This window comes from Pseudomonas sp. VS40 (genome assembly GCF_018587885.1).
Classification (GTDB): Bacteria; Pseudomonadota; Gammaproteobacteria; order Pseudomonadales; family Pseudomonadaceae; genus Aquipseudomonas; species Aquipseudomonas pergaminensis.
In genome coordinates, this window is sequence record NZ_JAGYWD010000002.1 from 628,543 (window position 1) to 650,004 (window position 21,462).

At 61.5% G+C, this 21,462-nt stretch carries 20 protein-coding genes; 12 read left to right on the forward strand and 8 right to left on the reverse strand.

The features are described 5' to 3' along the window. The first annotated feature begins 122 nt into the window (after nt 1-122). Together souR and KHP07_RS07905 are read left to right on the forward strand one after the other, a co-directional pair. The gene (souR, locus tag KHP07_RS07900) at nt 123-1,103 is read left to right on the forward strand and encodes a transcriptional regulator SouR (protein WP_177409506.1); all 981 of its coding nucleotides are present in this window, start codon (nt 123-125) and stop codon (nt 1,101-1,103) included. Nucleotides 1,104-1,140: 37 nt separating this feature from the next. Then, entirely contained in the window at nt 1,141-2,064 is a 924-nt protein-coding gene (locus KHP07_RS07905) for an ADP-ribosylglycohydrolase family protein (RefSeq protein WP_214496958.1), read from the forward strand. A gap of 38 nt (nt 2,065-2,102) precedes the next feature. Here KHP07_RS07905 and KHP07_RS07910 read toward each other — a convergent pair whose 3' ends face one another. The 5 genes from KHP07_RS07910 to KHP07_RS07930 are packed head-to-tail and all read right to left on the reverse strand — an operon-like array spanning nt 2,103 to nt 8,526. Further along, complete coding sequence (locus KHP07_RS07910; RefSeq protein ID WP_214496959.1) at nt 2,103-3,341, reverse strand: NAD(P)/FAD-dependent oxidoreductase; 1,239 nt, start codon at nt 3,339-3,341, stop codon at nt 2,103-2,105. Nucleotides 3,342-3,344: 3 nt separating this feature from the next. After that, complete coding sequence (locus KHP07_RS07915; RefSeq protein ID WP_214496960.1) at nt 3,345-4,916, reverse strand: aldehyde dehydrogenase (NADP(+)); 1,572 nt, start codon at nt 4,914-4,916, stop codon at nt 3,345-3,347. 59 nt (nt 4,917-4,975) lie between these two features. Continuing rightward, nucleotides 4,976-5,923, reverse strand: a complete 948-nt coding sequence (locus KHP07_RS07920) for a dihydrodipicolinate synthase family protein (protein ID WP_214496961.1) — start codon at nt 5,921-5,923, stop codon at nt 4,976-4,978. 42 nt (nt 5,924-5,965) lie between these two features. After that, complete coding sequence (locus KHP07_RS07925) at nt 5,966-6,892, reverse strand: 4-hydroxyproline epimerase (protein WP_214496962.1); 927 nt, start codon at nt 6,890-6,892, stop codon at nt 5,966-5,968. 14 nt (nt 6,893-6,906) lie between these two features. Next, nucleotides 6,907-8,526, reverse strand: a complete 1,620-nt coding sequence (locus KHP07_RS07930; protein WP_099492132.1) for an APC family permease — start codon at nt 8,524-8,526, stop codon at nt 6,907-6,909. Between the two features lie 187 nt (nt 8,527-8,713). Between KHP07_RS07930 and KHP07_RS07935 the strand changes: the two genes are divergently transcribed. Together KHP07_RS07935 and treS are read left to right on the forward strand one after the other, a co-directional pair. Continuing rightward, complete coding sequence (locus tag KHP07_RS07935) at nt 8,714-9,472, forward strand: AraC family transcriptional regulator (RefSeq protein WP_078048574.1); 759 nt, start codon at nt 8,714-8,716, stop codon at nt 9,470-9,472. A 116-nt stretch (nt 9,473-9,588) separates the two neighbouring features. Then, nucleotides 9,589-11,652, forward strand: coding sequence for a maltose alpha-D-glucosyltransferase (gene treS / locus KHP07_RS07940; protein WP_078048573.1), 2,064 nt, complete (start codon nt 9,589-9,591; stop codon nt 11,650-11,652). A gap of 16 nt (nt 11,653-11,668) precedes the next feature. Here treS and KHP07_RS07945 read toward each other — a convergent pair whose 3' ends face one another. Both KHP07_RS07945 and ppk2 read right to left on the reverse strand, forming a co-directional pair. Beyond that, nucleotides 11,669-12,118, reverse strand: coding sequence for a response regulator (locus KHP07_RS07945; RefSeq protein WP_214496963.1), 450 nt, complete (start codon nt 12,116-12,118; stop codon nt 11,669-11,671). A gap of 165 nt (nt 12,119-12,283) precedes the next feature. Continuing rightward, entirely contained in the window at nt 12,284-13,201 is a 918-nt protein-coding gene (gene ppk2 / locus KHP07_RS07950; protein ID WP_214496964.1) for a polyphosphate kinase 2, read from the reverse strand. A 186-nt stretch (nt 13,202-13,387) separates the two neighbouring features. Here ppk2 and pstS point away from each other — a divergent pair, with 186 nt between their 5' ends. From pstS to KHP07_RS07980, 6 genes are all read left to right on the forward strand, one after another. After that, entirely contained in the window at nt 13,388-14,416 is a 1,029-nt protein-coding gene (gene pstS, locus KHP07_RS07955) for a phosphate ABC transporter substrate-binding protein PstS (RefSeq protein WP_016978033.1), read from the forward strand. Between the two features lie 74 nt (nt 14,417-14,490). Next, entirely contained in the window at nt 14,491-15,456 is a 966-nt protein-coding gene (gene pstC / locus KHP07_RS07960) for a phosphate ABC transporter permease subunit PstC (protein ID WP_078048570.1), read from the forward strand. Then, nucleotides 15,456-16,349: a phosphate ABC transporter permease PstA gene (gene pstA / locus KHP07_RS07965; protein ID WP_078048569.1), complete on the forward strand. Its 894-nt coding sequence runs from the start codon at nt 15,456-15,458 to the stop codon at nt 16,347-16,349. Before pstC ends, pstA begins: the two co-directional genes overlap by 1 nt. A 76-nt stretch (nt 16,350-16,425) precedes the next feature. Next, nucleotides 16,426-17,187 carry a phosphate ABC transporter ATP-binding protein PstB gene (pstB, locus tag KHP07_RS07970; protein ID WP_217649954.1) on the forward strand — a complete coding sequence of 254 codons (762 nt, stop codon included), beginning with the start codon at nt 16,426-16,428 and terminating at the stop codon, nt 17,185-17,187. Nucleotides 17,188-17,216: 29 nt separating this feature from the next. Then, entirely contained in the window at nt 17,217-17,915 is a 699-nt protein-coding gene (locus tag KHP07_RS07975) for a hypothetical protein (RefSeq protein WP_078048567.1), read from the forward strand. Continuing rightward, nucleotides 17,915-18,505, forward strand: a complete 591-nt coding sequence (locus KHP07_RS07980) for a hypothetical protein (protein ID WP_214496965.1) — start codon at nt 17,915-17,917, stop codon at nt 18,503-18,505. Before KHP07_RS07975 ends, KHP07_RS07980 begins: the two co-directional genes overlap by 1 nt. 60 nt (nt 18,506-18,565) lie before the next feature. Here KHP07_RS07980 and KHP07_RS07985 read toward each other — a convergent pair whose 3' ends face one another. Continuing rightward, complete coding sequence (locus KHP07_RS07985; protein ID WP_214496966.1) at nt 18,566-19,171, reverse strand: cysteine hydrolase family protein; 606 nt, start codon at nt 19,169-19,171, stop codon at nt 18,566-18,568. A 251-nt stretch (nt 19,172-19,422) separates the two neighbouring features. On the opposite strand from KHP07_RS07985, the gene KHP07_RS07990 reads away from it, so the two are divergent. Together KHP07_RS07990 and KHP07_RS07995 are read left to right on the forward strand one after the other, a co-directional pair. Next, complete coding sequence (locus KHP07_RS07990; RefSeq protein ID WP_078048564.1) at nt 19,423-19,878, forward strand: hypothetical protein; 456 nt, start codon at nt 19,423-19,425, stop codon at nt 19,876-19,878. Then, complete coding sequence (locus tag KHP07_RS07995) at nt 19,862-21,460, forward strand: GMC oxidoreductase (protein WP_214496967.1); 1,599 nt, start codon at nt 19,862-19,864, stop codon at nt 21,458-21,460. The genes KHP07_RS07990 and KHP07_RS07995 overlap by 17 nt, the downstream gene beginning before the upstream one ends. Nucleotides 21,461-21,462: the final 2 nt, after the last annotated feature.

Genomic DNA, 21,462 nt, shown 5'->3' on the forward strand with positions numbered 1-21,462 from the left:
TTACGGTTTTTTCAGGCTCAGTGCCTGAGACAGGCAACGCGTTTGCCCCTAAGATGGCGCCCAGTGCATCAAAAACAACAGTGGGCCAACCCTCGATGGAAAGACGTCAATTCAGCGGTGGCATGAAGGGCAAGAACCTGCGCTACCTCAACGAAACCTTGCAGCCGGCGTCGGTCACCCGCGTTGGCTTCCTGTTGCTCGAACACTTCTCCCTGCCCGCGTTCACACAGACCCTCGACACCCTCGTCACCGCCAACCTGCTGCGTCCAGACCTGTTCGCCACGCGCACTTTCGGTTGGGACGATGGCGAAGTCATCAGCGACCTGGGCCTAGTGATCCGCCCCGACGCGCGCCTCGACGTAGCAGCGCTGCAAGACTTGGAACTGCTGGTGATCTGCGGCGGTTTCCGTACCGAACTCAAGGCCAGTGAAGACTTCATCCACCTGCTGCGCAGCGCCGCCGAACATGGCATTTGCCTCGCGGGGTTGTGGAACGGTTCGTGGTTCCTCGGCCGCGCCGGGCTGTTGCAGGGTTACCGCTGCGCCATCCACCCCGAACATCGCCCGGCGCTGGCAGAAGTGTCCAAGGCCACCCACGTCACCAGCGAGCCCTATGTGATCGACCGCGATCGCCTGACGGCGTCGAGCCCGTCGGGCGCGTTCCATATGGCGCTGGACTGGATCAAGGGCCTGCATGACAAGGCCCTGGTCGAAGGCATCGAAGACATCCTGGCCTTCGAAGAATCGCGCTACCGGCGCATCAAGCCCACCGAAAACGTCAGCGTCAGCGCGCCCCTGCGTGAAGTGGTGAAGCTGATGGACGCCAACCTCGAAGAACCCCTGGAGCTGGACCAGTTGGCCGTCTACGCCGGCCGCTCGCGGCGCCAGTTGGAGCGCTTGTTCAAGGAACAACTGGGCACCACCCCGCAGCGCTACTACATGGAGCTGCGTGTAACCGAGGCGCGGCGGCTGTTGCAACACACCGAGTTGTCCCAGGTGGAGGTGCTGGTGGCCTGTGGGTTTGTGTCGCCGAGTCATTTCAGCAAGTGTTACAGCTCGTATTTCGGATATCGCCCCTCCAAGGAGAAGCGCTTGGTCAAGTAGAGTGGTGCCTGACTCAATATCTTTTCAAGGAAGACCCATGTCTCTCACACTTTTGGATCGTTATCGCGGCAGCTTGCTCGGCCTGGCGTGTGGCGATGCGGTTGGCACCACTGTCGAGTTCATGCCTCGCGGCACATTCCCACCGGTCACGGATATGGTGGGGGGAGGGCCGTTCAGCCTGAAGCCCGGCCAATGGACGGACGACACCTCAATGGCGCTGTGCCTGGCTGAAAGCCTACTGCGCAAAGGGGGGTTCGATGCGGCTGACCAGATGGGGCGCTACCTGAATTGGTGGAAGTGGGGCTACCTGAGCTCCACGGGTGATTGCTTCGACATCGGCATGACCGTGCGCACGGCGCTGGGGGCGTTTGAGAAAAACGGCGACCCGTTCGCAGGGTCAACCGACCCTTTTTCTGCGGGCAACGGTTCGATGATGCGCCTTGCACCGCTGGTGCTGTTTTGCTTCCCGGACCTGCATAGCGTCGACGACTTTTGCCGTCAGGGCTCCCGTACGACCCATGGCGCCCAGGAGGCAATCGAATGCTGCGTGGTGCTGGCGCGGGCAATGTGTAACGCCTTGAACGGGGCGGCCAAGGCGCACCTGCTCAGCGTCCCCTGTGCCGACCTGACTGCGCCAAACGTCGTGGCAATTGCCCAAGGGGCATATGCCAACAAGCCCCGCGAGCAGATCACCGGTTCCGGTTACGCCGTCGCCTCATTGGAGGCGGCGCTGTGGTGTGTGCAGCACACGGACAGCTTCGCCGATGCCGTGTTGGCGGCCGTGAACCTGGGTGACGACGCTGACACCACTGCCGCCATCGTTGGTCAGTTGGCGGGTGCGTTCTATGGCGTGCAAGGCATTCCGACGGGCTGGTTGGAGAAGCTATGCATGCGTGATGAAATTGAGGAAATCGCCGAGGCCATCTTCAACGCAGCGGCGGAAAAAACCATTGTTGAGTAAGCACTCCGCCCCCTTTGTGGTGAGGCGGTCTGCGTGGTTCAGAACCGATCCAGGCGATAAGGTGCCAACGGCTGTGTCGGCTTCGTACTCGCCAGCTCACCGACCCACTCCGCCGTCACCGCCGCCTGCGTCAACCCCAAATGCTGGTGCCCGAACGCAAGCAACACTTTCCCTTCGCACACCCGATCGATAATCGGAAGCGAGTCCGGCAGGGACGGCCGAAACCCCATCCACGTGGTTGCATCCCGTGCACTCAAGTCCTCGCGGAACAACCCTTTGCTCAACCGGTGCAACTGCCAGGCACGTGCCATGTTCGGCGGGGCCTTGAGGCCGGCGAACTCCACGGTGCCGGCCAGGCGCAGGCCGTCGCTCATGGGGGTCATGATGAATTTGCGTTCCAGGGAGGTGACGGCAAACGGCAGGCGATGCTGCTCGTGGGGGAGCATCAGGTGATAGCCGCGTTCCGTGTCCAGTGGCACTTGTTTGCCGGTGAGTGCGGCGGTGAGCGCGGCCGAGTGGGCGCCACAGGCGATCAGCACCTGGCTCGCCAACAAAGGGCCCTGGTCGGTCGTCAGGGAAACGCCGTCTCCTTCAACGCGCCCATCCAGTACCCGACGCTTGAGGAATTGCACGCCGCTGGCCTTGGCGGCCTGGACCAGTTCGCACACCACCTGATAAGGATCGAGAAAGTGCCCGGTGCCGGGAAAAAACAGCCCGCCCTGGATGTTGTCGCTCAATTGCGGTGCGGCTTGGCGTATGGCCTCGCCGGACCAGTAATCCACGGGCACCTGCTGTTGTTGCATGCGCTGTTGCAGGGCCTCCAGGGCGGGGCGTGAGTCGGCCTGTTCATACACCTGCAACGAGCCATCCTTGCGCAGCAACGTCGGGCGCCCAATGCTGTGCAGCAAGCGCTGCCATGCGCCCAGGCTGCCTTCGTTGAGCGCGCGGATCCCGGCGACCGTGCGCTGGTAGCTCGCCGGACGCAGGTTGAGCAGCAGGCGCAGGAACCAGGGCAGTGCGCGCGGCAGGTATTTCCAATCCAGGCGCAGCGGGCCCATGGGGTCCAGCAGCATGCCAGGCAAGCGCTTGAGGATCGACAGGTCGGCAATCGGGAACACCTGCTCGGTCGCCAGGTGCCCGGCGTTGCCATAGGAGGCACCCATGCCGGGATCCTGGGGGTCGACCACCAGCACGTGCCGACCTTGACGCGCCAGTTGCAGCGCGCAGGCGACGCCGATAATGCCGGCGCCAACCACTACGGTATCGGGTGCGGACATCGCCTATGCCTCTCTCTGGCCGTCGAGCAGGCGCCGCAACAGCAGCCGGTTGCCGTGCTGGAGCGCTTCAGGCAGCAACGCGTCGGGGAAGTCCTGATAACACACCGGCCGCAAGAAGCGCTGGATCGCCGCCGTGCCCACCGACGTGCTGCGCGAGTCCGAAGTGGCCGGAAAGGGGCCGCCGTGGACCATGGCATCACACACTTCCACGCCTGTCGGCCAGCCATTGACCAGCAAGCGACCGGCCTTGCGCTCCAGAACCGGCAGCAGGGCTTTGGCGCTTGGCAGATCGTCTTCGTCCAGATGCAGGGTGGCGGTCAGTTGGCCTTCCAGGTGTTCGGACACTTGGCGCACTTCTTCATTGTTGGCGCAGACGACTATCAGCGACGCCGCGCCGAAGACTTCCGCCTGCAGGTGTTGATTGGCCAGGAATGCTTGCGCCTGGGTCACAAACACATGGGCCTGGCCCTGGTTCGGGCCCATCGCCGGTAAACCCTGTGCGACAACCTTGGCGTGTTCGGTCAATGCGCTCACGCCGGAAGCGTAGGCACTGGCGATACCGGGGGTGAGCATGGTCTGCGCCGCGCAACTCGGCAGCAACTCACTGGTGGTGCGGATGAAGCGATCCAGGGCCGGCCCTTGCACCCCGATCACCAACCCTGGGTTCGTGCAGAACTGCCCGGCACCCTGGGTCAATGACGCCACGAAACCCTGGGCCAATGCTTCACCCCGGGCGGCCAGTGCGGCCGCAAACAGGTACACGGGGTTGATCGAACTCATTTCCGCATACACCGGGATCGGCTCGGGCCTGGCCTGCGCGGCCTGGGTCAAGGCAAGGCCACCGCTGCGCGAGCCGGTAAAGCCAACTGCCTTGATGCGTGGGTCGGTGACCAGCGCAATGCCGACTTCAGGGCCCGAACCGTACAGCAGCGAAAACACGCCGTCTGGCAGGCCACACGCCTTGACTGCCTGCGCTACCGCCCGGCCCACCAGTTCACTGGTGCCAGGGTGGGCACCATGGGCCTTGACCACCACCGGGCAACCGGCGGCCAGCGCGGAGGCAGTGTCGCCGCCGGCCACGGAGAAGGCCAGTGGGAAGTTGCTCGCACCAAACACCGCCACCGGGCCCAACGCGATGTGGCGCTGGCGCAGGTCGGGGCGCGGCAGGGGCTGGCGTTGCGGCTGTGCGGTGTCTACCCGAACATCCAGCCATTCCCCGGCGCGTACGGTGCGGGCGAAGGTCCGCAGTTGCCCGCAGGTGCGCCCGCGCTCGCCCTGGATACGTGGGCGGGGCAGGCCGGTTTCGGCGACGGCGCGGTCGATCAATTCATCGCCCAGCGCTTCGATGTGCGTGGCGATGGTTTCAAGGAACGTGGCGCGCGCCTCCGGCGATGTTTCGCGATACCCATCGAACGCCGCCCACGCCAGTGCGCACGCCTGTTCGACATGCTCGCCGTTGCCGCCCAGGTAAGCAGGCTCCAGCGGCGTTTGGGTGGCCGGATTGATGGCCCGGATTGCCTCGCGATTACCGGTAATGGCGTGCTGACCGATCAGCATCTTGCCCGTCAGAGTCATGGGGTCGTCCTGGAAAAAGAAGGTGGGCCGCTGCGAAAGCCGCAGCGGCGCGCAAGGCATCAAGCGACGTTCTGTTCCGCCGACCAGTTGGCGTACCACTGGCGGAACAGCGCGTATTGGTGTTCGGCGTAACGACGTTGCGCGTCGCTGAGCGCGTCGGTTTCATTGAAGTGCAGGGCGTAGCCTTTATCACCGTTGAGCACCATCAAATGCTTGTAATACAGCACCAGGTCGCAGCCCTCATCGAACGACGACAGCACCGCCAGCGCCGCTTCCAGCTCACGGGCCTGGCGACGGGCCTTGGCATCGCCCTTGGCGGCTTTTTTGCTCAGCGCGACCAGTTGCAATACTTCCCGAGGCAAGGCGTTACCAATGCCGGTAATGGCGCCGGTGGCGTTGCAGTTGACGAAACCGTGCACCACCTGGGTGTCGACGCCGACCATCAGGGTCACGTTATCGTCCTGGGAGGTGATGTGCTCTGCGGCGTAGCGCAGGTCGGCACCGCCGCCGAATTCCTTGAAACCGATCAGGTTCGGGTGTTCGCGACGCAGTTCGAAGAACAGGTCGGCGCGGGTGGCGAAGCCGTAGTAGGGGCTGTTGTAGATCACCGCTGGCAGGTTTGGCGCGGCCTTGAGGATCGCCGAGAAGTGCGCCTTCTGCGCGGTAGCGGAGGCACCACGGGACAGCACGCGCGGAATCACCATCAAGCCATGGGCGCCGACCTTGGCCGCGTGGGCAGCATGGGCCACGGCTTCGCGGCTGTTGACCGCGCCGGTGCCAACGATGGTCGGCACACCGGCAGCCACCAGGCGTGCCACGCCTTCCTGGCGCTCGGCCTCGGTGAGCAACGGCCAGTCGCCCATGGAACCGCAATACACCACGGCGCTCATGCCAATATCGATCAGCTCGCGGCCTTTGGCGACCAGGGCGTCGAAGTCGGGCTTGCGCTCAGGCGTGCACGGGGTCATCAGGGCGGGGATGCAGCCGGTGAAGATGTTGTCGCTCATTGTTCTAACTCCTTGGAACGTTCAGTACAAACAGGGAAGGGCTCAGATGCCCCAGGCAAAAGGGTCATGCTCGTCGATCAGCAAGGTGCTGTCGGCGGTCATGTAGGCGCTGCCAGTGATGAAGGGGCGGATGTGCTCGCCGTCCCATTCGTAGCGGCCTTCGAATTGGCTGCCGGTGATGCTGGCTTGGGTCCAGGTTTCACCCGGCTGGAGTTTTCCATCGGCGGCCAGGCAGGCCAGCTTGGCGCTGGTGCCGGTGCCGCAGGGCGAGCGGTCGTAGGCTTTGCCGGGGCACATCACGAAGTTGCGGCTGTCGGCGTGGTCGTCGTCGGCGAACAACTCGATGTGGTCGATCAGTGCACCGTCTGCACCGTGAATGCCTTGCTCTTCCAAAGCCTTGAGCATCGCCCAGGTGTAGTCGGTAAGCGCATCCACGTTGTCCATCTGCAAGCGTTGGCCATGGTCCGACACCAGGAAAAACCAGTTGCCGCCCCAGGCGATATCGCCGTAGGCCACGCCATGCCCCGGCACTTCCACCGGCACCTGCTGGCGCAGGCGATAGGCGGGCACATTGCGCAGGGTTACGCTGCCGTCTTCGTGCAGCGTGGCCGCCACCGGGCCAACGGGCGTGTCGATCGTGTGCACGCCGGGCTGGATACGGCCCAGGTGGTGCAGCGACGCAACCAGGCCGATGGTGCCGTGGCCGCACATGCCGAGGTAACCGGCGTTGTTGAAGAAGATCACGCCACAGATCGCACCTGGCGTAACGGGTTCGCAATACAGCGCGCCCACCAGTACATCATTGCCACGCGGTTCCAGCAGGCAGGCGCGGCGCCATTGATCATGCTCAGTGCGCAGGCTGTGCAGTTGATCGGCAATCGTGGCGCCGTTCAGCGCCGGGAAACCGCTCATGACCAGGCGCGTCGGTTCGCCGCCGGTGTGGGAGTCGATCACATGCAGTCGCTTCATAAAAGGCTCCTGAATCAGTAAGTCGCGGGTGTCAGCGGCGCGTGAGGTTCGTCGACCGCTTCGCTTTCATCGGCTTCGTGTTCCAGCCGTACCAGGTGAGCAGGCACGCCAGTGGCTGCGCCCCAGTAGTAAATGCCGAGTGCGCAAGCGGCGACGACAATCGTGTCAAGCGGGTGGCTGATCACGCCGATGCCACCAAAACTGCCGAGCTTGGACAGCAGGATGGTCACCGCGTAGAAGCCGATCAGCCAGGCAGACGAGCGCACTTGCTGCTTGAGGTTGATGTGTGCGGTCGGCACCCAGCGTGCGCACAGCAGGTACACCACGAACATCAGGATCTGCAGGCCGAGCAGCCAGGACACCGTGCCCCAGCCAGACCAGTACACGATCAGCGCGGCGATGATGAACGACAGCGGGCCCAGCACCGCCATGCCCTTGACCCGGAACGGGCGCGCCATCTGTGGTGCGTTGCGGCGCAGTGCGGCGACGGTGACCGGGGCGACGGCGTAGCTGAGGATCAGCGCCGCCGACACCACGTTGATCAGTGCTTCCCAGGACGGGAACGGCAGGGTCCAGAACACCGACAGGCCAAAGGTCAGCCACAGCGCGGGCCGTGGAATGCCGGACTTCTCATCGATACGCGTGAAAATCTTGAAGAACGTGCCGGTCTGCGCCCAGCCATACACCACACGGGGCGTGGCATTCATGTAGATATTGCCGCAGCCGCTGGGGGAGATCACCGCGTCGGCCACCACCAGGTACGCCAGCCAGCCCACGCCCAGCGCCAGGGCGATATCGCGGTAGGGCAGCGCGAGTTCCTTGCTGATCCCGGCCCAGCCATTGGCGAGCATTTCCGTGGGCACGCCACCAAGGAAGGCGGTCTGAAGCAGCACGTAGATGGCCGTCGACAGCAGCACCGAGAGGATCAGCGCAATCGGAATCGTACGTTGCGGGTTCTTCACTTCGCTGGCCACCGAGATGATCGGCGTCAGCCCCAGGTAGGCAAAAATCACCCCGCCGGCCGACACCGCCATCTCGATGCCCGACAGCCCAAACGGCGCGAAACCCTGCACCTGGAAGTTCGCCGGTTTGAAGAAGGTGAACAGCACGCCGATCACCAGCAACGGCACGATGAACTTGAACACGCTCACCAGATTGTTGGCGATGGCGAAGGTTTTGACACTGCGGTAATTGAGGATAAAGAACAGGCACAGCAGGGCGAACTGCACCAGCCAGCCGAGGGTGGTCGGGTCACTGGAGCCGGCTTTGGTCAGCTCGGGAAACCATGCCGCGGCGTATTGGCGCGAGGCGACCACTTCAATGGCCACCAGGCTGGAAAACGCGATCAGCGTGATAAAGCCCATCAGGTAGCCCAGCAGCGGACCGTGGGAGTAGACCGGGTAACGCACCACGCCGCCGGCACGCGGCAATGCGGCGCCCAGTTCGCAGTACACAATGCCCAGCAGCAGTACCGCGAAACCACCGATGAGCCAGGAAATAATGCCCGCCGGGCCTGCGATTGCGGATACGTGGCTGGCTGCGAACAACCAGCCCGAACCAAAGATGGCACCCAACCCGATAAAGGTCAGGTCCATCAGGGAAAGCTGTTTCTTGAACTTGCCTTGAGCTGACATAGCGTCGCCTTCTTGTGAGTTATTGGATAGGCATGCAGTGGCCATACAGTGAACTCATGAACGGCGGCGCGATTGATGTTTTTTGCTGGCATCGATGACGAAATCAGCACAGTTTTGGTGGCTCGACAGGGCGCCGGGCATCGTGCAATCTGCTACCCGTCCAGGCCAACAATGGGGATCAATCGTCATGATGCAGAGCGCGTTTGCGAGCCTTTGCCAAGGGAGCAACCCCAAAGACATCGAACAGTTATTAGGCAGTGTCGCGCAGCTATTGCCGATGCTCGACGTGATCCCCAATGCGGCGATTTTCATCAAGGACACCCAGGCCCGCTATGTGCTCGCCAACCGCACCCTGGTGCAGCGCTGCGGCCTCAAGCAGCTGCAACCGCTGCTGGGCAAGACCAGTGCCGAAGTCTTTCCTGCGCAACTGGGGCCGGGCTACACCGAGCAGGACCGGCGCGTGCTGGAGCAGGGCTTTGTGCTGGAAGATCAGTTGGAACTGCACCTGTACGGCACCCGCGAACCCGGCTGGTGTTTGACCCACAAGTGGCCGCTGTACAGCCATTCGGGCGCGATCATTGGCCTGGCCGGTATCTCGGTCGACCTGCAAACCGCCAGCGAAAGCCACCCGGCTTACCAACGCCTGGCCGCCGTGGACGCGCACATCCGCGCGCACTTCAACCGCCGTGTCACCCTGGGTGAACTGACGCGCATTGCCGGGATTTCCGTGGCGCAACTGGAGCGTTATTGCAAGCGCGTATTCCACCTCACGCCCCGGCAGATGATCCAGAAAGTGCGGCTGGAGCATGCCCACCGCTTGCTCCACACCGACCTGCCGATCACCGAGGTAGCGCTGCAGTGCGGGTACACCGACCACAGCGCCTTCACCCGGCAGTTCAAGGCGTCGACGGGGTTTACGCCGAGGCAGTATCGCGACACCCACTGACGATCACCGCCTACAGTGGGCGATGCCCAGCCATCGCCTCATCGCAATGCAACGAATGGCCCGCACAAGCCTCATATGTTCACGAGCAATGCTTCACGACGACAGGTACCAAGCTTATGACGGCGGCTGAAAACAACCATGTGAACTGGCTGGTGGAACAATCGATGCTGCACGCGGCACGCCAGCGGGCCAAGCTCTATTCGGGCCAGGGCCGGTTGTGGCAGCAGCCTTACGCGCAGACCCGGCCCCGTGATGCTTCGGCGCTGTCGTCGGTGTGGTTCACCGCCTACCCGGCCTCGATCGTGACCCGCGAAGGCGGCACGGTGTTGGAGGCGCTGGGCGATGAGGCGCTGTGGCACGCCTTGTCGAAGATCGGCATCCAGGGCATCCACAACGGCCCGCTGAAGAAGTCCGGCGGCCTGAGCGGCATGCAGCACACGCCGACCATCGACGGCAATTTCGACCGCATCAGCTTCGAGATCGACCCGCAGCTGGGCACCGAGGCACAGTTGCAGGCGTTGACACGCATGGCGGCGGCGCACAACGCGGTGATCATCGACGATGTGATCCCGTCCCACACCGGCAAGGGCGCGGACTTCCGCCTGGCCGAGATGGCGTACGAGGACTATCCCGGCCTTTACCACATGGTGGAAATCCGCGAAGAAGACTGGCCGTTGCTGCCCGACGTCGCCGAGGGCCGCGACGCGCAGAACCTCAGCCCGGCGCAGGTCGATGCATTGCGCGACAAACACTACATCGTCGGCCAGTTGCAACGGGTGATCTTCTTCGAACCCGGCGTCAAGGAAACCGACTGGAGCGCGACGGACGTAGTGCTGGGCGTGGACGGCAAGCCGCGCCGCTGGGTGTACCTGCATTATTTCAAGGAAGGCCAGCCGTCGTTGAATTGGCTGGACCCGACCTTCGCCGCGCAGCAGATGATCATTGGCGATGCGCTGCATGCCATCGACGTGATGGGCGCGAAGATCCTGCGCCTGGACGCCAATGGTTTCCTCGGCGTGGAGCGCAAGCTGGACGGTACGGCCTGGTCCGAGAGCCATCCGCTGTCGATCACCGGCAACCAGTTGCTGGGTGGGGCGATTCGCAAGGCGGGCGGTTTCAGCTTCCAGGAGTTGAACCTCACCGTGGATGACATCGCGTCCATGTCACACGGCGGTGCTGACCTGTCCTACGACTTCATCACCCGCCCTGCGTACCAGCACGCGTTGCTGATGGGCGATGCCGAGTTCCTGCGCCTGATGCTGCGTGAAATGCACCGCCAGGGCATCGACCCCGGCTCGCTGATCCACGCGTTGCAAAACCACGATGAACTGACCCTCGAACTGGTGCACTTCTGGACCTTGCATGCCCACGACACCTTCCTGTACCAGGGCCAGACCTTTCCCGGCAACATCCTGCGCGAGCACATCCGCGAGCAGATGTACGAACGCCTGGCGGGCGAGCATGCGCCGTACAACCTCAAGTTCGTGACCAACGGCGTGTCCTGCACCACGGCCAGTATCATCACGGCCGCCCTGGGCATTCGGGACCTGGACGCGATCACCCCCGCGGACATCCAGCAGATTCGCCAGATCCACTTGCTGCTGGTGATGTACAACGCCATGCAGCCAGGGGTGTTTGCCTTGTCAGGCTGGGACCTGGTGGGCGCGCTGCCGCTGGCGGCCGAAGAGGTCGAACACTTGATGCAGGATGGCGACACGCGCTGGATTCATCGCGGCGCCTATGACCTGGTGGACCTGAACCCGGACGCCGAATTATCCGCCGGCCATATGCCGCGCTCGAAAAGCCTGTATGGCAGCCTCAACAGCCAATTACAGGACCCCGAGTCATTTGCCTCGCAACTGCAGAAAATTCTCGCGGTACGCCGTGCCTACGACATTGCCGCCAGCCGCCAGATTCAAGTGCCGGAAGTGCAAAACCCAGGGCTGCTGGTGATGGTCCATGAATTGCCCGCCGGCAAAGGCATACAAATCACCGCGCTGAACTTCGGCGCCACGCCGATCACCGAGACCCTGAACCTGCCGGATATCGCGGCGGGGATGGTGGTGGACATCATCAATGAACGGGTCGAGGGTGACCTGACGGCAGACGGCGAGTTCACCATCACGCTGGATGCGTATGAAGGGTTGGCGCTGAGGGTCGTCAGCAGCGCTCCGATCTGACCCCGCCGGAACTCGGTCACCTTGCGCCTGGCAGTGCAAAGTAACCGGGTGACTCCGTGCAAGGCGCTTGCGAAGGGTTGTCGCAAGCCTGCGGCAGGCTGCGCCTGGAGCGGGCCATGAACCACTCCAGCACGAGGTATTCCGGCAAGCCGCAGCGCCAGTAACGCTCACCGTGGCTGGCCAGGTTCACCCGTTCGCTGTCGGCAGGCCGGCCATAGATAAACACGTTCGCGATGGCGTAGGCGTCAAACGCCGACCCGCCCATGTCGGGCCTGCGCACCATGTGATCGGCGGCCAACAGCACATCGAAACGCCTCAGCCCGGCACGGCTCAATTGCCGGCCCTCCCGGTCGCTGCTGGCGGTGGCGATACAGTGATAGCCCATGCGGTTGAGCATTTTTTCGATCTGCATGACATGGGCATGAAGGGAATCCACGATGAGGATCCGCAGGTGTTTGTCGATCATGGCGGGGTACCTGTCAGCTGTGCGCCGGGCGCATTCCACAGAGGGGTAGGGAAGGGGCCAGCGTATCGCTGTCAGGCACGGGATGATTTAAGACGGGTCTGAAAAAAACAGGCAGGCGGGCGAACATCCGGATGCGAGATGCCGCCTGCCTGCACGTGTGGGTGATCAGTAGCGCTGCGGCACAATGAGTTCCGGCGGCGTCGGGCTGCGCGAATAGTCTTCCTGCCTGACGCGCTGCGGCAACTCGATCACCGGCAGCTCGACCTCTTTATACGGCATCTGCCCGAGCAAATGGTGGATGCAGTTGAGGCGGGCCTTCTTCTTGTCATCGGCTTGCACCACCCACCACGGCGCCTCGGCGATGTGGGTGCGTTCGAGCATGATTTCCTTGGCCTTGGTATAGGCTTCCCAGCGCCGACGAGACTCCAGGTCCATGGGGCTGAGTTTCCATTGCTTGAGCGGGTCGTGAATGCGGCTGAGAAAACGCAGGTGCTGTTCCTGGTCGGAAATCGAAAACCAGTACTTGATCAGTTGAATACCGGAGCGGGCGAGCATCCTTTCGAACTCCGGCACCGTGCGGAAGAACTCTTCGTACTGGTCCTCGTTGCAAAACCCCATGACCTGCTCGACACCGGCGCGGTTGTACCAACTGCGGTCGAACAGCACGATTTCACCGGCGGCCGGCAGGTGCGAGACGTAGCGCTGGAAATACCATTGGGTCTGCTCGCGGTCATTCGGCGCGGGCAGGGCGGCAACGCGGCAGACCCTGGGGTTCAGGCGCTGGGTAATGCGCTTGATCACACCGCCCTTGCCGGCGGCATCACGCCCTTCGAACAGGATCACCACCTTGTGGCCGGTCTTGACCACCCAGCTTTGCAACTTCACCAATTCGCCCTGCAGGCGGAACAGTTCGCTGAAATACACCCGCCGTGCGGCCTTTTCGCTGCTTTCTCCTACGTGCTCGTCAAACAGCGCGTTCAGGTCATGCCCGTCTTCGGATAATTCCAGTTCCAGTTCTTCGTCACTGTGATCCAGCAACTCACGGTGGATGCGCTGCATCAAGGTGTCTTCTATTGAGGACATGGGCGGAACTCGCGTGGTGGGAGATGGCAAAGTCTTAGTCGCATTTTGTTACTAACCAATGACATCAAATCGCGCGATTGCGGTGGGAGAGGGGGACAACAAGGCGTTTTGCCATTCCACGTTCATAAAACCGTAACAAGATTGTTGCAGAGTTCCCGAGCCCGTAATTCACAAGGATTTTCCTGAATGAAACGTCTGATGAAGTCTGCTGCACTCGCCGTTGCGGTTTCTCTCAGTGCCACCTCGGTGTTTGCTGCCGAAAGCATCCGCCTGACCGGTTCCGGTGCGAGTTTCCCAGCCCCGATCTACCTCACCTGGTTCAAGGATTTCAGCAAGAAAACCGAGGGTGTCACCGTTGATTACCAATCCAAAGGTAGCGGTGCGGGTGTACAGGACTTCCTGAACAAAACCGTCGACTTCGCCGCCAGCGACTCGGCCATGAAAGACGAAGACATCGCCAAGGTTGCCGAAGGCGCGCAACTGCTGCCGATGACTGCCGGTGAAATCGTGTTGGCGTTCAACCTGCCGGGCAATCCTAAAGAGCTCAAGTTGCCTCGCGATGTGTACTCCAACATCTTCCTGGGCAAAATCACCAAGTGGAACGATCCGAAGATCGCTGCCGCCAACCCAGGCCTGAAACTGCCAGACATGCCGATCACCGTCGTCGTACGTGCAGACTCCAGCGGCACCACCGCTGTGTTCACCAAGCACTTGGCTGCGATCAACCCTGAGTTCCAGAAAGACCTGGGCGAAGGTAACACCGTCAACTGGCCCGCCAGCGACAAGTTCATCAAATCGCCGAAGAACGATGGTGTGACCGCCACTGTGCGCCAGACCCCAGGCGCGATCGGCTACATCGAATACGGCTTCGCCAAACTGGCCAAGGTTGACTTTGCCCAGTTGCAGAACAAGGCCGGCAAGTACGTGGTACCGAACGCCGAAAGCGGCGCCGAAGCCCTGGCCGCGGTGAAAATGCCGGAAAGCCTGGTGGCCTGGCTGCCGGACCCGGATGGCGCCAAGTCCTACCCGATCACGTCCTACACCTGGATGATCTTCCGCAAGGACAACGGCAACCCAGCCAAAGCCAAAGCCATGCGTGAAATGGTCGAGTACAGCTTGACCGAAGGTCAGAAAATCGCCGATTCGATGGGCTACATCCCACTGCCGCCATCGGTTGTCGACCAGGTTCGCAAAGCTTCCGCCAACATCCAGTAAGGCTCGCCAGGCCGCTTCCGGCATGGGCTGTCAGCCATGCCGGAAGCGTTCCCCCCTTGTTCCGGAATTAGCCAATGAACACACCTTTTGTCGTACCGGTTAACCCGGATTCTGCGTGCCAGCCGCCGTCCACGAAGGACTTTGTGGTTGACCGCACCTTCCGTGCACTTGCACGCATAGGCGTAGTGCTGGTGCTGGCGCTGGTTTTCGCGCTGGTCTTCGAAGTAGGGCGCAAGGCACTTCCCGGCATGGAAAAGCATGGCTTTGACGTGCTGTTCGGCAGTGTCTGGGACGTTAACCAAGGCAAGTACGGGATTCTGCCCGCGATTTGGGGCACGCTGTACAGCGCCCTGATTGCGTTGCTGATCGCAGGCTTTTTTGGCGTCAGCATGGCTATTTTCCTCACCCAGGATTTCCTGCCAGCAAAACTCGCGGCGGTGTTTCGCACCATCGTCGAATTGCTCGCAGCCATCCCCAGCGTAGTCTACGGCCTCTGGGGCATTTATGTGGTTATCCCGGCCATCCGCCCGCTCACCGCGTGGCTGAACAGCGAACTCGGCTGGATTCCTTTTTTCGGCACGTCCCTCAGCGGGCCGGGCCTGTTACCAGCTGCACTGGTGCTGGCCATCATGATTCTGCCGACCATTGCTGCCGTGTCCCAGGACGCCCTCACGGGTGTCCCGATGAAAACCAAGCAAGCCGCCTACGGCATGGGCACCACTCACTGGGAAGCGATTCTCAAGGTCATGGTGCCGTCTGCCGCCACCGGCATCTTCGGATCGCTGGTGCTGGGCCTGGGCCGCGCCTTGGGTGAAACCATGGCCCTGGCCATGCTGGTGGGTAACGCCAACAACATTTCCCTCTCGCTGTTCGCCCCGGCCAATACCCTGGCGGCCTTGTTGGCGCTGAACTTCCCCGAAGCCGGCCCGAACGAGATCGAAGTGTTGATGTACGCCGCACTGGTGCTGATGTTCATCACGCTGCTGGTGAACATCATCGGTTCGATGATCATGGTCTACGCCCAGCGGGGTACCAAGTAATGACTGACCTCTCGTCTCCAATCACCGCCATGCCAAGCCTGCAGCGCCGGTTTGAAGGGCGTGCCCTGCGCAGCCTGGTGCTGACCACCCTGGTGTGGTTCGGCGCGCTGCTGGCCAGTGTGCCGCTGATTTCCGTGCTCTACATGCTGATCACCCGTGGCGGCGCGCGCCTGAGCCTGGAAGTGTTCACCGAGCTGCCACCCACCGGCTTCGAGACCGGCGGTGGCTTCGGCAACGCCATGGCCGGCACCTTCGTGATGGTCGGTATTGCCGCCGCCATCGCTGTGCCGGTCGGCATCCTGGCGGCGATTTTCCTCGCGGAACTGGGCCCGGACAGCAAGCTGGCGAACGCTTCGCGCTTTGCCGCCAAGATGCTCACCGGCTTGCCCTCGATCCTGGCCGGCGTGTTCGCCTACGCCCTGGTGGTCATGACCACCGGCACGTACTCGGCACCCGCCGGTGGCGTGGCGCTGGCTGTACTGATGTTGCCTATCGTGGTGCTGACGGCTGAAGAGTCGATGAAGATGGTGCCCAAGATCATGAAGGACGCGGCCTATGGCATGGGCTGCACCCGTTCGCAGGTGATCTGGAAAATCGTCTTGCCCACCGGCATGCCCGCGATCCTGACGGGCGTCATGCTCGCCGTGGCACGCGCCGCCGGCGAAACCGCGCCGCTATTGTTCACCGCGCTGTTCAGTAACTACTGGATCTACCACGACGGCAGCCTGGCGGTCATGAATCCGACGGCGTCGCTTGCCGTGTTGATTTACAACTTCTCCGGCATGCCTTTCGACAACCAGCTCGAGCTCGCCTGGGCGGCCTCGTTGGTGCTGGTAATGATCGTGCTGGTTGTGAATATCGTGAGCCGTATTTTCGGCAAGCCCAAGTACTAAGAACGGGAGCACCTGAATTTTGAACATGTCATCTGCGCAAGTAGCCGCTCCGTTTATCACCCAGTCGCCTGTGGTCATGGACTGCAAGCTGGACAAGATTTTCTACGGCAACTTCATGGCGGTGCGTGACAGCCATGTGCCGATCGAAAAGAACAAAATCACCGGCTTCATCGGCCCCTCCGGCTGCGGCAAATCCACCGTGCTGCGCAGCCTCAACCGCATGAACGACCTGGTGAAGGGCTTCCGTTTCGAAGGCCATGTGCACTTCCTCGGCCAGGACGTCTACGGCAAGGGCGTTGACCCTGTGGTCGTGCGCCGTTACATCGGCATGGTGTTCCAACAGCCGAACCCGTTCTCGATGAGTATCTTTGACAATGTGGCCTTTGGCCTGCGCCTGAACCGCTACAAGGGCGACCTCGGCGATCGCGTCAAGCACGCCCTGCAAGGCGCGGCGCTGTGGGATGAGGTCAAGGACAAGCTCAAGGTCAGCGGCCTGTCGCTCTCTGGCGGCCAGCAGCAACGCCTGTGCATTGCCCGTGCTATCGCCACCGAGCCGGAAGTGCTGTTGCTGGACGAACCTTGCTCGGCACTGGACCCGATTGCCACGCGCCGGGTCGAGGAACTGATGGTCGAGCTGAAAAAGGACTACACCATCGCCCTGGTGACGCACAACATGCAGCAGGCGATTCGTGTGGCCGATACCACCGCGTTTTTCTCGGTGGACATCTCCCAGGGCACCCGCACCGGCTACCTGGTGGAAATGGGCGCGACCACCCAGATCTTCGAAAACCCGCGCGAACAAATGACCGGGGACTACATCAGCGGCAAATTCAGCTGATCCGCCTTCCACCGTTTTCAGGATTGCCAATGACTGCAACACGTCGTCTTGATTTGCTCGCGATCGAACGCGCACTGCGTGAGGTACAGGGCCGTTTTGCCCAGCTCAGCCGGGACTTCACCGAGCCACGCGACCCACTGACAGACGAAGTGCTGCAGAATGTACTTGAAGGCTATGCCCTGATTGACGACTATGTGGCGCGCGGTGTCGACCTGTTCGACCTCCAGCAGTTGAACCTGATGCTGGAGATCAATGCCACCGTACTCTGCGGCACAGACCCGGTACGCAGGCGGGAATATGCCCAGCACCTGGCTGCCACCGAAGTGCATTTTTTCAACAATGTCGAGGGCGGCATCAAGGACCTGTACAACTGGTACTGCAAGCACCATAACGAATCAGTGTGGAAGCGCGCCGCCGGTGTCTATGTGCGGGTCCTCAGCAAGCCGCAGTTGTTCATTGAAGGCAACCACCGCAGTGGGTCGTTGATCGTCAGTTACCTGCTGATGCGCGAGGGGTTGGCGCCTTTCGTGTTGACGCTGGACAACGCCGAGGGCTATTTCAACCCGTCCTCGGTCATACGCAACTCGGCCAAGCACGGCGTCATGGCGTTGTACGAATTGCCCAAGATCAAGAAAAAATATGCGGCGTTCCTGGAAGATAAGGCCCCTGACCCCATGGGTTTTTTCCTCCGCGACGCACCAGCGCCCGCCTACCAGGGGGGCCAATGATGGGAAGGTTTTCAGTGCTCGACACAATCACGCGTGTGTTCAAGTGTCAGCGCATTCGTATTTCATTCGATATCGATGACACGTTGGCCTGCCAACTGCACCACAGCGCGACCGAACACAGCCGCTTGCCGGCCTGTGTGCACCGTTGGCTGGGTGAGCCGCTGCGCAGCGGCACCCGCTCCCTGACCCGCGAACTGCGTCGCCAGGGCTGCAGTGTCTGGGTCTACACCTCGTCCGGTCGCACCCCGTCCTACATCCGTCGCTGGTTGCTGTTGTATGGCATCCACGTCGATGGCGTGGTCAACAGCGTGCGGCATAACCAGGCCCTCGCCGAGCGTGGGCTGACCAGCACGCCGTCGAAATTCCCACCGGCCTTCGACATTGACCTGCATGTCGATGACTCCGAGGGTGTGCAGCTTGAAGGCGTCGATCACGGTTTTCGCGTGGTAGTGGTGGACCCGCAAGACGAGCAATGGGCACAGCGTGTGCTGGATGCCGTCGCACAGGTCCAGGCACAGCTTGCACGCCAGCAACCGCAGCGCCACAGGGTGCCGGTGCGGGCTTATCCGGGGCTGACGTTGAACGGTTGAGCGCAATAGCAGGCATCCAGCAAAAGGGGCGACTGATTGATCGGTCGCCCCTTTTTTTGCCTACTTGGCGCTCAAAGCGCCCAGGAACTCGGTATGCCGCAGTGCCTGGGAAAACATTGGCAAGGTGAAGTTCTCGGCAGCCTTTTGCTGCTCCTCGGTGAAGGTCGCCGTGCAGTCGGTCAAGGTCACGACGTTGTAACCCTTCTCGTAGCCAGAGCGCACGGTGCCCTCGACACAGCAGTTGGTCAGAAACCCTGCCACCACCAGGTTGTGGATCCCGTTGTTGCGCAGCACCAGGTCCAGTCCCGTGGTCGCAAACCCATCCAGCCCGCGCTTGCCTTCCACGACGATGTCGCCGGTTTCACGCGTAATTGCATCGGTGATCTCGGCCCCCCAACTGCCTGCGCGAAACGCGCTGCCGTCGGCAACGCCTTTGAGAATCCCATAGTCACGCGTGGTCAGTTCGGGGTAGCCATCGGCGAACTGGATCGGCAGGTGAATGATCTTGACGCCCAACTTGCGCGCCTGTTGCACCGTGGTCGCGGTGTTGGCCAGCATGTCGGACTGATGCATCACCTCTTTGACGGCGTCATGGAACACGCCCCCTGGTGTGGTGAAGTCGTTCTGGAACTCGATCAGGACAAGGGCGGTGGCGTTTGGATTCATGTCGGGTCTCCGATAGGGGGGATCATTGCGGGGTTTGGGCGTCTCGCTCCAGCATAGACGGGCTACAGCAGGGGTTCGACAGGCAATCCCTCTAGATCATGGCGTGTGGCCATTAGATTGGAATAAGGGTTATTACCAAACGTCAGTAGCCAAACATTACGTGTTCGCAGAGCATGAGTCGACGCCCGATCCTGTTGTAAGCGAATCGCGGCGCAGGGAACAACATACACGCCGGAAAAAGGAATCTCCGCATGGAACAAGACCAGATCAATGTGCTTTGGAGTTTGTTCGGTTTTATCGGCCAGAAGTGGGGCACCGCCGCCGATTGCCAAATGCCACAGCAGCAGTTTCAGCAAGCGCTGCAATGGCAAATGCAACGCGACCCCGCTTACCTGGGTTATTACCGGCAAACCATTGCCGAATACCAAGCGCTTCTCCAGCAATACCACACACCTACCTTTGCCCTGGCGGCGCTGATCAATCAAAACCCTTATTCATCCAGCAATCCTTCGCCGGTGGCCAACTACGTGCTGCTTGAATTCATGCGCTGGAATATCGCATTTGGAGGCTTCAAAACGTTCGGCTACATGAACTACAACGGCTGGATGGGCGGCGGGTCGTTTCTGAATAAACCACCACCTTATCGCGCGCTTAACATTCAAGCGCAGACCCAACCAGTGGGAGGCGATCATGGCCAAGGTGCGTAATGAATCAGCCAACATCGTGATCGTCGGCTCCGGCGTGGCTGGCAGCCTGATGGCAAGCCGGTTTGCAAACCACCCGGGCGTGGTCATTTTAGAAACCGGGCCAAGCATTCCCATGGGCGATCCCGGTTGGTGGTTTCATCATGTTGCACGAGGTGGCGGTACCGGCAATACCCCCTATGCCGCCTTTTACGACCAGGCGGCAGACTTCGATGCCACCGGAGCCAACCCCTGGAATATCCAGGGTGGGCGAATATTCGGCGCCGGCGGCACCATGCTGCATTGGGGGGGCTGGGTACCGCGCTTCAAACCTGAAGATTTTGCGCTTTACAGCAATACCGGGCAGGGCATCGATTGGCCATTTGGCTACGATCAGTTGGAACCGTTCTACAACCAGGCCGAGCGGTACTTGGGCGCCAGTGGTGACTCCAGCGACAATAATCCGCCCCGCAGCCAACCCTATCCCTATGGCGCAGCGCCTTATCCGATTTCGGCAGGGCCATTCATTCAGGCGTTTGCTCGCGTTCGCCCAGCCATAGGATTTGGGCATTTACCGGTGGCGCGCTATGGGCAGGCCAATGGAATGGGTGGCCCATGCCGCACCACAGGTACCTGCGACTACTGCCCGGTAGCGGGCCGTTTCACAGGTGACCAGCCGCTGGCCCTGCTGGCCGACAACCCCAACGTGAGCCTGCGCCTCGGAGCGGCTGTTACGGCGATCCGCATGGTCAACCGGCAACAGGTGGCGGGTGTTACCTACACAGATATGAACACGGGTGACACCGTGCTGTTGGACGCCCAGAACGTAATCCTGTGCAACGGCGCGTTTGAGATTCCCAAGTTGCTCCAGGCGTCCACATCGACTTACTGGCCCAAGGGGATCGGTAACGACCGCGATCTGGTTGGCCGTTTTGTCAGTGCGACTCAATTTTTTTATGCCTCAGGTACTGCGCCCAACCCCCAGAAGTTTGAGGAAGAGTTGGGGTTCCCCAGCCTGTGTTCACGGACCTTCGACGCACCTCAGTATCAGAAAGACGGCAAGTTTTTCATATCGATGAACTATGAAACGCCCAATATCGATGTGGGCCTGATGATGGCTCAGGGCTATAGCGCCAGCCAGATTCGCGACGCTTGCACCGCGCCCGCCAAGTATCAACTGTATGGCAACCTGTCGGCGATCCCGCAGTTCAACAACCGGGTCTCCTGTGCAGTGGGTACTACCCGTTTCGGGTTGCCGCGCACCTCAATCTACACGCCTGACCCGTTGTTTGATCCCCTGAAAGCACAGATCTACGTGGATAAACTCAAGACCGTCCTGGCGCAAATGGGTTGCACCGATGTGGGGTGGGGCACTTACCCCCAACGGGGCGATCATGTGGCCTGCACCACGCGGATGGCCAACGACCCCAACCTGGGGGTGGTTAACCCTCAGTTGCAAGTGTTTGGCGTGGATAACCTTTACATCGTCAGCAACAGTGTCATGCCCACGCTGCCTGCGGCCAATCCAACGCTGACCCTGGTGGCTTTGGCGATGAAGGCAATGGGCAGCGACACTGCGCTGGCACGCTTGGCAAAATCGGCTTGATC